The 11,351-nt window shown below is 63.5% G+C and carries 10 protein-coding genes; 8 read left to right on the forward strand and 2 right to left on the reverse strand.

Features of this window, described 5'->3' with window-relative positions:
• Both NR187_RS18265 and NR187_RS18270 read right to left on the reverse strand, forming a co-directional pair.
• Positions 1-1,023 (reverse strand): sugar ABC transporter substrate-binding protein, encoded by a 1,023-nt coding sequence (locus NR187_RS18265; protein WP_007610940.1) that lies wholly within the window; start codon positions 1,021-1,023, stop codon positions 1-3.
• A 140-nt stretch (positions 1,024-1,163) separates the two neighbouring features.
• Positions 1,164-1,568: a globin gene (locus NR187_RS18270; RefSeq protein WP_256807214.1), complete on the reverse strand. Its 405-nt coding sequence runs from the start codon at positions 1,566-1,568 to the stop codon at positions 1,164-1,166.
• A gap of 479 nt (positions 1,569-2,047) precedes the next feature.
• Here NR187_RS18270 and NR187_RS18275 point away from each other — a divergent pair, with 479 nt between their 5' ends.
• The 8 genes from NR187_RS18275 to NR187_RS18310 all read left to right on the forward strand — a co-directional run bounded on the left by NR187_RS18275 (position 2,048) and on the right by NR187_RS18310 (position 11,182).
• Complete coding sequence (locus NR187_RS18275) at positions 2,048-2,422, forward strand: DUF2946 domain-containing protein (RefSeq protein ID WP_256807215.1); 375 nt, start codon at positions 2,048-2,050, stop codon at positions 2,420-2,422.
• Between the two features lie 184 nt (positions 2,423-2,606).
• Entirely contained in the window at positions 2,607-4,964 is a 2,358-nt protein-coding gene (locus tag NR187_RS18280) for a TonB-dependent receptor domain-containing protein (RefSeq protein WP_256807216.1), read from the forward strand.
• A gap of 32 nt (positions 4,965-4,996) precedes the next feature.
• On the forward strand, positions 4,997-5,518 hold the full coding sequence (locus NR187_RS18285) for a copper chaperone PCu(A)C (RefSeq protein ID WP_256807217.1): 522 nt from the start codon (positions 4,997-4,999) through the stop codon (positions 5,516-5,518).
• 32 nt (positions 5,519-5,550) lie between these two features.
• Positions 5,551-6,069, forward strand: coding sequence for a YcnI family protein (locus NR187_RS18290; RefSeq protein ID WP_211386058.1), 519 nt, complete (start codon positions 5,551-5,553; stop codon positions 6,067-6,069).
• Positions 6,069-7,631 carry a copper resistance CopC/CopD family protein gene (locus NR187_RS18295; RefSeq protein ID WP_256807218.1) on the forward strand — a complete coding sequence of 521 codons (1,563 nt, stop codon included), beginning with the start codon at positions 6,069-6,071 and terminating at the stop codon, positions 7,629-7,631. Before NR187_RS18290 ends, NR187_RS18295 begins: the two co-directional genes overlap by 1 nt.
• A 151-nt stretch (positions 7,632-7,782) precedes the next feature.
• Entirely contained in the window at positions 7,783-9,102 is a 1,320-nt protein-coding gene (proS, locus tag NR187_RS18300; RefSeq protein ID WP_211386060.1) for a proline--tRNA ligase, read from the forward strand.
• Positions 9,103-9,192: 90 nt separating this feature from the next.
• On the forward strand, positions 9,193-10,473 hold the full coding sequence (locus NR187_RS18305; protein ID WP_211386061.1) for a lipoprotein-releasing ABC transporter permease subunit: 1,281 nt from the start codon (positions 9,193-9,195) through the stop codon (positions 10,471-10,473).
• A 7-nt stretch (positions 10,474-10,480) separates the two neighbouring features.
• Entirely contained in the window at positions 10,481-11,182 is a 702-nt protein-coding gene (locus NR187_RS18310) for an ABC transporter ATP-binding protein (protein ID WP_256807219.1), read from the forward strand.
• The last annotated feature ends 169 nt before the right edge of the window (positions 11,183-11,351 follow it).

Raw genomic sequence — 11,351 nt, forward strand, 5'->3', positions numbered from 1 at the left:
TCAGATCAGGAAGTGATCCTGCATCCACTGCATCCCGGCGGCGTTGGCCTTGGTCACGACCGGGCCGTCGGTGACGACGTTCTTCGGAATGCCCTGTCCGCTCTTCTCGCCGCCGACCACGGCAGAGACGCCCGCGATGATGGCGCCGCCGTGGATGCGGCAGGACGGATTGCGAACCGTGGCGAACATGCGGCCTTCGCTGACCGCCTGGATCGCCGGCGGCATGGCGTCGACGCCACCGATCAGGATATTGGTGCGGCCCCGCGCCTTCATGATGTTGGCGGCGGCCAGCGCCATGTCGTCATTGTGGAAGAACGCCGCGTCGATCTGCGGGTACTTCGTCAGGTAGGTTTCCCATAGCCGCGCGGTCTTCGACACGTCCCAGTCGGCGGGCTGGGTGTCGAGCACCTCGATGCCGGGGAATTGCTTGACGACATTGTTGAAGCCCTTTGCGCGGCCCTGCGCGCCGGTGTGGCCGAGTGCGCCCTGGGTCATGATGATCTTGCCCTTGCCGCCCATCGCGTTGCACAGCGCCTGCGTCACCGAGGCGCCCATGAATTCGTTGTCGGGGGCAAGGAAGGAGTGGACGTTGATCTGGTCGAGCGGCGCAATCAGCGTGTCCATGTCGATCACCGGCGTGCCGGCGTCGATCATCTTCTGCACGGGCTGGGTGAGGGTGCCGATGCCGAAGGCCTGGATGGCGACGAAATCCCATTTCTGGGAGGCCATGTTGTCGATCGCCGCGCGCTGCTTCACCGCATCGAGCTGGCCGTCGAACCAGGTGACCTCGACGTTGAACAGCTTGCCCCAGAATTCCGCGGCCTGCTTGCCCTGCGCGCACCAGGTCGCCTGGAGGCCCGCATTGGAGAAGGCCGCCTTCAGCGGCTTCTCGCTTCGTCCGACTTCGGCTGCAAGGGCGGGGTTTATGCCCATGCTGCCGAGGATGGCAGTCGCGGCGCCGGCGGTCGCTGCCGCCTGAAGAAGATCGCGCCTCGTCGTCGAGAAATCTTTCGTCCCGGACATCGCTCGCTCCCATAAAATCTTAGCGTCGGCGCGTCATTGATTGCGCGACCGATCTCCGAAAGTGTCTCACAAGAGTTGATGCCACTCAATCTGCAATCAACGCGAGATCGCCGCAGTCTGTGTTGGTGCAGCGCAAAGTGTCAGGCCTGGACGGCTGCGAACGCGTCGATCTCCACGAGCAGTTGATCCCAGGCCTGCGCGATCTCCGGCGACCATTCATCGCGGAGGAGATCGCGCAGCGTATCCCTGATGACGGCGAAGAACGCGAGGAAGAGCTCGCGTGGCGTGCCATAGGCGTCGTGCGAGGCGATCTCGCAGGCGATCAGCCGAAAATGCCCGCGACGTTCGCCGGCGAAGTCGAGAATTGCCTCGATCGTCAGTGCGAGCATCGATCCCTTCACGAGCTCGCTGCCTTGCGAGCGGAACATCGCCTGCGTTTCCGGATGCTCTTTGGACAGACGTTGATAGACGAGCGGCGTGAGATCGGCGCAGCACGTCGCCGCGATCTCGAAACTCTGTTCGACCGGATTGGGAGAAGCGTTCATCGGCAGTTCAGCCACGCAGACAAAAAAAGAGCGGGGCCCTAGCCCCGCTCGAAAATTGTGTCGACCCTATTATCCCCGATTCTAAGATTTGATCTTGATTGGCGGGGCGACGCTGCGTTTTGCGCGTCAGGGGCTCCTCCCGAGACTTGGACCACCAGACTTCGACCTCGCGGCCAGCCTGAGCAAGGGTGATGCTAGATCAACTTTTCTCACTTGTCATCATTTTCGGCAACGAATGTTCAAAATTCGAGCAATTGACGAAATGATCGGGCTTTTGGCCGCCTAAGCATATGACAAATATATGAAATCTTTGGATGGGTGGGGTGGTCTATCTGCCTCAAATGCCGGACGGCCGCGCGGCGGGGGGCCCCGATCACAGTTTTCGAGAAATTTGCGCTGGGCCAAGAAGGCGGCGGAACTGACCTCGACTTGGGTCCCCGCGCGGTGTTTAGTTGGCAGACGAACGAATGGTTCGGCGGATGCGCGCACGGCTGCAAAAATTCCTACCCCTGGTCCTGCTCGCTTTGGCGATGCAGGTGCTGGCGCCGATTGCCGCCTGTCTGGCGGCTGGCCAGGCCGTGGCCGATCCGTTGTCTGCCGGCATCATCTGCCACAGCGCGAGCGAGCAGGGCGGCCTGGACGATCAGACCGGCACGCCGACGGCGCATGGCGCCGCCTGCGCGCTCTGCTGTCTGGCACAGGCGGGCGCGTCGCTCGATTCGCCACGGCACGCAGCACTCTCCGTTCCCTTCCGCCACGCCGAGCGCGTGATCTGGCACGCGGCGGAGGTGTCTGCCGTCGCGGCGCATAGAGGCACCAGCGCCCAGGCGCGCGCGCCGCCTCAGTTCTCCTGACGACCCCAGTGTCGCCGCGGTTCGTCCGCTGGCGACGGATGCTGTCGAACAGCCGGGAAGAAAGCCGGCGTCAGGAATGCCCCCAATGTTACATTGTCATGCCCGCCGTGGCGTGAGCGTCGTTGCCGTTCAGGCCGCGCTGCCTGCATCATCGAGCGGAGTTTTTGCCCAAAGCAGCGGTGCAGTGCTGCCGCCGGTAACCGTCGACGCGCCCGCCGCAGTAAAACCCAAGCCGCGCAAGCCGGCGGTGCCCATTGCTGCCGCCAGGAGCCGCTCCGCAAAGCCCGCCAGCGAGCGGGCCGCTTCCGCTCCCACCGGCGAGCAGGGAGCGGGCAGCGCCCGCGCGTCGCTGGATCCGCCGGCCGCCGTGGCGCGCTATCAACTACCCCAGCGCTCCTTCAGCGTTACGGCGAAGGAAATCGACGAGACGATCAACCTCAAGGACCCTGAGGATGCCGTCAAATACATGCCGAGCCTGTTCGTGCGGAAGCGCAACGACGGCGACAACCAGGCGGTGCTGGCGACGCGAAGCTGGGGCCTGAACTCCAGCGCGCGCACGCTGATCTACTACGACGACCTCCTGATCTCGGCGCTGATCGGCAACAACAACACCAATTCGTCGCCGCGCTGGAACCTGATCTCGCCGGAAGCGATCGGGCGGGTCGATTACCTCAACGGCCCGTTCGCCGCGGCCTATCCCGGCAATTCGATCGGCGGCGTCCTCTTGATCACTTCCAAGATGCCGGACAAGCCGTTTGCGGTCGCCAAGGAAACGGTTTCGGTGATGCCGTGGAATCAGTACGGCACCAAGGACACCTATGTCACAAGCCAGACCAGCGCGGCGGCGGGTAACCGCGAAGGTGCGCTGTCCTGGCTTGTCAGCGCCAACTACCTCGACAGCTACCAGCAGCCGCTGACCTACACGACGAGCAGCGCAAACCAGGCCGGTACAACCGGCGTGTTCCCCGCGCTGAACAAGCAAGGCGTTCCGGCCAACGTAGTTGGCACGGGAATCCTCGCTCATTCGCAGCAGAGCTCCGGCAATATTCGCCTTGCCTATGATTTGACGGCGCAGGTGCAGGCGACTTATTCGTTCGGTATCTGGAATAACCACCAGGTCTCCGATCCCCAGACCTACCTGCGGTCGACCGCGACAGGGCTGCCGACGTTCAACAACATCACGACGTTCGCAAACGCCAAATATATCTGGGACGAGACCCACCTAAGCAACGCGGTCGCGATCAAGAGCGATACCAAGGGCATTTTCGATTTCGATCTGTCCGCATCGAGCTACAATTATCTCGAGGATACCCAGCTCAATCCATACACGGTGACGTCGGGCGTGGGCTTCTCGCAGAACGGCAGGGTCCAGCGCATGGACGGCACCAACTGGCAGAACGCCGACGCCAAGGGAATCTGGCGTCCGCTGGGGTACGGCGGGGCACACGAGATCAGCTTTGGTATTCACGGCGATCGGTACCGCCTGGAAAATCCGACCTATGGGTCGTCGGTCTGGTATCAGGCTGCGACCGCTACGGGACAGCTTTACGCCAACAGTCAGGGCGAAACGCGCACCGGAGCGCTCTGGCTTCAGGATGCCTGGAAAATCCAGCCCAATCTGAAGCTGACCCTGGGGGGGCGGCTGGAGACCTGGCAATCGCTCGATGGTCAGAACGTCGTGACCCTGGCAAACGGCGCGGGCGCGATCACCTCGTCATTCACGACCAACCAGCCGGGTCTTGCTTCGACGAATTTCTCGCCGAAGGCCTCGCTCTCCTACGATCCGAACAAGGATTGGAATGTCACGGTCAATTTCGGCGAGGCCTATCGCTACCCGACCGTTCTGGAACTCTATCAGAACGTGACCGTCGGCAATACGATTACGGTGGCCAACCCTTTCCTGAAACCCGAGCAGGATTTCACCGGCGAGTTCAACATCGAACGGCACTGGAATGATGGCAGAGTCCGGTTGACCCTTTTCAGGGAGCGGACCAACAACGCGATCATCGCGCAGACCAACATGATCAACGCGACCCAGAGCGCGACCACGTTCAGCAATGTCGATGCGATCAGGATGCAGGGTGTAGAGTTGTCCGCCGACAAGGACAACGTTCTCATGAACGGTCTACAACTGTTCGGCAGCATAACCTATGTCGACTCGCGCATCCTTGCCGACGCGAGTTGGGCCGGCATTGATCCTCTGACCAATCAGGCCACGACCGCCGTCGGCAAGCGCGTGCCATACGTACCCGACTGGCGCGCCAAGTTCGGCGTCACCTATCGGCCGAACGAAAGCTGGGCCTACACGGTTGCCGCACGTTTCAGCGGCAAGCAGTACTCGACACTGGACAACACCGATCGCGTCGCCCACGTCTACGGCGCCTTCGATAACTTTCTCGTTGTGGACTTGAAGATGCACTATAACGCGACGAAGAATTTCGCGTTCGACTTCGGCATCGATAATCTCTTCAATGAGCAGTATTTCCTGTTTCATCCTTTCCCGGGCCGTACCTTCGTTCTGGCCGGCAAGTACACGTTCTGACGATGTTGACGACGACAAGAAAGGCAAACGACATGAACAAGCTCTCACGCATACTGGCGCTCGCAGCGCTCTCGGCCGCGATGTTCGCAGCACCCGCATCGGCCGACGATGTCAAGGCCGGCGATCTCGTCATCTCGCAGGCGTGGAGCCGGGCGACGCCGGGCGGCGCCAAGGTCGCGGGCGGTTATCTCACCATCGAGAACAAAGGAGCGGCGGCCGACAAGCTGGTCAGCGTGTCCGCCGACATCGCGGGGAAGGCGGACGTCCATGAGATGGCGATGGAGAACGGCGTGATGAAGATGCGCCCGCTCGACAAGGGCCTCGTGATCGATCCCGGCAAGACGGTGAAGCTCGCTCCCGGCGGCTATCATCTGATGCTCCAGGAGCTGAAGGGCCCGTTCAAGCAGGGCGACAAGGTACCGGTGACGCTCCAGTTCGAGAAGGCCGGCAAGGTCGCCGTCGCCCTCGACGTCCAGGGCGTCGGCGCGCAGGCGCCCGGCGACGGTGGTCACATGATGAAGAAAATGCCGGATCATTCGGGAATGAAGATGTGATGAGCATGATCTGGACCTTCGGGAGACCGAACATGTCGAAGCGAGCTGGGCTTAGTCTTCTGTGCGTACTTGCGGCAGCGCCGGCCAGTGCGCACGTCTTCCTCGAAGGCAAGCAGGCGAGTGTGGGGGGATCGTACAAGGCCGTCTTCGCCGTGCCGCACGGCTGCGCGGGCTCGCCCACGGTGAAGATCCGCGTCCAGATCCCGGAAGGGGTGATAGCGGTGAAGCCGATGCCGAAGGCGGGCTGGAGCGTCGATGTCGTCGAGGGCAAATATGCCAGCGAGTACGACTATCACGGCAACAAGCTCTCCTCCGGCGTCAAGGAGGTCGCGTGGTCCGGCGGCAAGCTGCCGGACAAAAATTATGACGAGTTCGTCATGCACACGGTCCTGACCGACAAGCTCAAGCCGAACACGACCCTGTACTTCCCCGTCGTCCAGGAGTGCGAGACCGGCGTCAGCCGCTGGATCGAAATTCCGGCGGAGGGGGCGGAGCATTCGCACGAGGGCAAGTCGCCGGCGCCCGGCGTGAAGCTGTTGCCAAAGCCCTGATGCGCCGGCTCGCCGCACTCGCGACGATGCTCCTCGTTGTCGGGTTCGCGACCGGCGCCTTTGCCCATGCGGCGCTCGTCGCGGTCGAGCCGGCGAGCGGCAGCAGGCTTGCGGCCGCACCGAAGGCGGTGGAGCTGCGCTTCAACGAGGCTGTGACGCCGGGCGCGATCCGCCTGATCGATGGCGCGGGCAAGGCGCGGGATGATGCGCGTGTCAGCGCATCTGGCGAGACGATCTCGGTCGCGATGCCGCCGGAGCTGCCGCAGGGCACGGCGGTCGTGAGTTATCGCGTGATCTCGCAGGACGGTCATCCCGTCGCGGGATCGGTGATTTTCTCGATTGGCATGCCGACAGGGACGCGACCGCCCGCCAATACGGACAACGGATTGAACGTGCTGATCTGGCTGGCGCGAGTCGGTCTCTATCTCGGGCTGTTCGTCGGCGTTGGGGGCGTGTTCTTTGCGCGCTGGGTTGCCTGGTCGATGGCCGGCACGACCATAGCGCGCGTAGCGCTCGCTATCGGCCTTGCGAGTGCCGTTGGATCACTCGGTCTGTTGGGCCTCGATCTCCTCGGCCTGCCGCCAGCGGCTCTCGTCACAATAGCCCCCTGGAAGGTGGCGTTCGCGACCAGCGCGGGTCCCGCAATGCTGGTTGCGATCACCGCGATGCTGTTCGCGCTGATAGCGCTGCGTGGCGGATGGTACGCGCGGGCTCTCGCGCTCATCGCGTTTGTCGGCGTCGGCATGTCGCTGGCCATGACCGGCCACGCGGCGACGGCGCCGCCCGAGGCGTTGACACGCCCTGCGATCTTCCTGCATGGCCTGTCCGTTGCTTTCTGGATTGGCGCGCTGGCCCCGCTCGCGGCACTTGTGTCGAAGCCGTTGGCCGCGGCATTGCCTGTCGTGAACCGCTTTTCTCGCCTCGCCGTGCCGGTCGTCGGCGTTCTCGCATTTACCGGCCTTGCGCTAGCCATCGTCCAGCTTGAAAGGCCGTCCGCATTGGTCGAGACCCGCTACGGCCTGATCCTCTCGATCAAGCTCGGGCTCGTCCTTGCGCTGCTGGTGCTCGCCACGCTCAACCGCTTTCGCCTGACCCCGGCGCTCGCGGGCGATCACAAGGCCGCGCCGGCCTTGAAGCGCTCGATCCTGCTCGAATGCGCTATCGCGCTCTGCATCCTTGCCGTCGTCGCCGGCTGGCGCTTCACGCCGCCGCCGCGGACCATCGTTCCGGAGACGCCGCTGGCGATCCACATTCACACCGACAAGGCGATGTTCCAGGTGCTGGTCTCGCCGGGCAGGGCCGGCGTCGATGATTTCGTGCTCCAGCTCATGACCGGTGAAGCGGCGCCGCTTGCGGCCAAGGAGGTGACACTGACCCTGAGCCTGCCCGAACGCGGCATCGAACCGATGGAAAGGGACGCCTTGTTCGGCCCAGACGGCTATTGGCATGTGCGCAAGGTCGCGCTGCCCTTTGCCGGTCGTTGGCATCTGCGGATCGACGCGCTGGTGAGCGACTTCGAGAAGGTCACGCTGGAGGACGAGTTCGAACTGGCGCCGCTTTGACGCGCGCCGGTGCGGTTCAAGCTGAACCTCAAGTCGACGGAAAAATGACAGGAATTCCGCCGCGTTAGCGGCTTTTCCTCATTCTCGGTCTTGTGTTTTCGCTCCCAATCCGGTTTCACTGCAAGCCGTCACTGATTCCTCGAGTATTGCCATGCGGTTGTCGCGGTTCTTCCTGCCCATCCTGAAGGAAAATCCGAAAGAGGCGGAGATCGTCTCGCATCGGCTGATGTTGCGCGCGGGCATGATCCGGCAGGAGGCCGCCGGCATCTATGCCTGGTTGCCGCTCGGCTTCCGTGTCTTGAAGAAGATCGAGCAGATCGTGCGCGAGGAGCAGGACCGCTCGGGCGCGCTGGAACTGTTGATGCCGACGCTCCAGCTCGCCGACCTCTGGCGTGAGAGCGGCCGCTACGACGCCTATGGCCCGGAGATGCTGCGCATCGCCGACCGCCACAAGCGCGAGCTGCTGTACGGGCCGACCAACGAGGAAATGATCACCGAGATCTTCCGCGCCTATGTGAAGTCCTACAAGAATCTGCCGCTCAACCTCTATCATATCCAATGGAAGTTCCGCGACGAGCAGCGTCCGCGTTTCGGCGTGATGCGCGGCCGCGAGTTCCTGATGAAGGACGCCTATTCGTTCGACCTCAACGAGGCGGCGGCGCGGGTTGCCTACAACAAGATGTTCGTCGCCTATTTGCGCACGTTTGCGCGCATGGGGCTGAAGGCGATCCCGATGCGCGCCGAGACCGGCCCGATCGGCGGCGATCTCAGCCACGAATTCATCGTGCTTGCCGAGACCGGCGAATCCGGCGTTTTCATCAATCGCGACGTGCTTGACCTGCCGGTGCCGGGCGAGGACGTCGACTATGAGAGCGACCTGACGCCGATCATCCAGCAATGGACCTCGGTCTATGCGGCGACGGAAGATGTTCACGACGCCGCGCGTTTCGAGCAGGAAGTGCCCGCGGAGAAGCGCGTGAACACCCGCGGCATCGAGGTCGGGCAGATCTTCTATTTCGGCACGAAGTATTCCGACGCGATGAAGGCGCTGGTGGCCGGCCCCGACGGCGTCGACGTGCCGATCCACGGCGGCTCCTACGGCGTCGGCGTGTCCCGCCTGCTCGGCGCCATCATCGAGGCCTGCCATGACGATGCCGGCATCAAATGGCCGGAGGCCGTTGCCCCGTTCCGGGTGTCGATCCTCAACCTCAAGCAGGGCGATGCGGCGGTCGATGCCGCCTGCGAGAAGCTCTATGCGGAGCTTACCGCCAAGGGTGTCGACGTGCTCTACGACGACACCGACCAGCGCGCCGGCGCCAAATTCGCCGCCGCCGACCTGATCGGCATCCCCTGGCAGATCATGATCGGGCCGAAGGGGCTTGCCGACGGCAAGGTCGAGATCAAGCGGCGAAGTGACGGCGCCCGCGAGACCATGTCGCCTGCGGACGCGGTCGCAAGACTTGTGGGCTGACAAGGCTGGTCGGCTGAATATTGTTCATCGCCCGATGCAGAGGCCGCCAATCCGGCCACAATTGACCCCGAATCATGGGATTATCGAGCGATGGATGAGACCATGACCGAAACAGTTCAAACCGCGCCTTTCGCGCCATTCGAGTGGATGTTGTCGGCGCGCTATTTGCGGGCGCGCCGCAAGGAGGGATTCATCTCGGTCATTGCCGGGTTCTCCTTTCTCGGCATCATGCTGGGCGTGGCGACGCTGATCATCGTCATGGCCGTCATGAACGGCTTCCGCAAGGAACTGCTCGACAAGATCCTGGGGCTGAACGGCCACATCCTGGTCCAGCCGCTGGAATCGCCGCTGACCGACTGGAAGGACGTCGCCGACCGTCTCAGCCAGGTCAAGGGCATCCGGCTCGCTGCGCCCGTGGTGGACGGCCAGGCGCTGGCGTCCTCGCCGTGGAACGCCTCGGGCGTGCTGGTGCGCGGCATCCGCTCCGAGGACCTCAACAACCTCACCTCGATCGCCAAGAACATCAAGCAGGGCTCGCTCGAGGGCTTTGACGACGGGCAGGGCGTCGCGATCGGCCGGCGCCTCGCCGACCAGCTCTCGCTGCACGCCGGCGACAGCATCACGCTGGTGGCACCGAAGGGCGCAGTCACGCCGATGGGCACGACACCGCGCATCAAGCCGTACAAGATCGTTGCGGTCTTCGAGATCGGCATGTCCGAGTATGATCTCGGCTTCGTGTTCATGCCGCTCGCGGAGGCGCAGGCCTATTTCAACCGCAGCAACGACGTCACCTCGATCGAGGTCTTCACCACCAATCCGGATCAGATCGTCGCTTTCCGCCAGGCCGTGACGGAGGCGGCCGGCCGGCCGGTGTTCCTGGTCGACTGGCGCCAGCGCAATTCGACCTTCTTCAACGCGCTCCAGGTCGAACGCAATGTCATGTTCCTGATCCTGACCATGATCGTGCTGGTCGCGGCGCTCAACATCGTCTCCGGCCTGATCATGCTGGTGAAGGACAAGGGCAGCGACATCGCCATCCTGCGCACGATGGGAGCCTCGCAAGGTTCGATCATGCGCATCTTCCTGATCACGGGAGCGTCCATTGGCGTGGTCGGCACGCTGGTCGGCTTCTTCGTCGGCCTGGTGATCTGCCTCAACATCGAGTCGATCAGGCAATTCCTGTCCTGGCTGACCAGCACCGAGCTGTTCTCCCCGGAACTCTATTTCCTGTCGAAGCTGCCCGCCGAAATCGACGTCGGCGAGACCACGGCCGTCGTCGTCATGGCGTTGACGCTGTCGTTCCTTGCGACGCTGTATCCGTCCTGGCGTGCCGCGCGCCTCGATCCCGTCGAAGCGCTGCGGTACGAGTGAGGGGCTGATGGAGCAGCAGGGGGCGGAAGATGTACCGGTCATTTATCTCCACGAGATAAAGCGGCAGTACCTGCAGGGCGAGGTGCCGCTGACGATCCTCGACGGCGCCAAGCTCGCGCTGTGGGCGGGTCAATCCGTCGCGCTGGTGGCGCCGTCTGGCTCGGGCAAGTCGACGCTGCTGCACATCGCGGGGCTGCTCGAAGCGCCCGATTCCGGCGAGGTCTATGTCAACGGCGCGCCGACCTCGCAACTGCCCGACATCGAGCGCACCGAGCTTCGCCGCACCGATATCGGCTTCGTCTACCAGTCGCACCGGCTGCTGCCGGAGTTCTCGGCGCTGGAGAACGTCATGCTGCCGCAGATGATCCGCGGCCTGAAGAAGTCCGAGAGCGTTAAGCGCGCGAAAGAGATTTTGGGCTATCTCGGCCTCGGCGAGCGCGTCACGCACCGTCCCGCGGAGCTGTCGGGCGGCGAGCAGCAGCGCGTTGCGATCGCGCGCGCGGTGGCCAACGCGCCGCGGGTGCTGTTTGCGGACGAGCCGACCGGCAATCTCGATCCGCATACGGCGGACCACGTCTTCCAGGCCCTGATGCAGCTCGTCAAGGCGACCAAGGTGTCGATGCTGATCGCGACCCACAACATGGAGCTGGCCGGCCGCATGGACCGGCGCGTGTCGCTGTCGAACGGCCAAGTGGTCGAGCTCGACTAACAAACGCGAAAACAACCCCATGCACAGTAGCCGGGTTCGCCGCAACGACGCGCGGGGTCCCCCGCAACGCCGTTGATAATTCGAATGAATCCGCGCAGCCGCGCACTCGCCCGGCGGGTGCGGCACGTTGGCCCTTTTTCAACCGAATGTTGCGATTCCGCCACCCCGG

This window comes from Bradyrhizobium sp. Bra64, assembly GCF_024519875.1.
In the GTDB taxonomy this organism is placed as follows: Bacteria; Pseudomonadota; Alphaproteobacteria; order Rhizobiales; family Xanthobacteraceae; genus Bradyrhizobium; species Bradyrhizobium japonicum_G.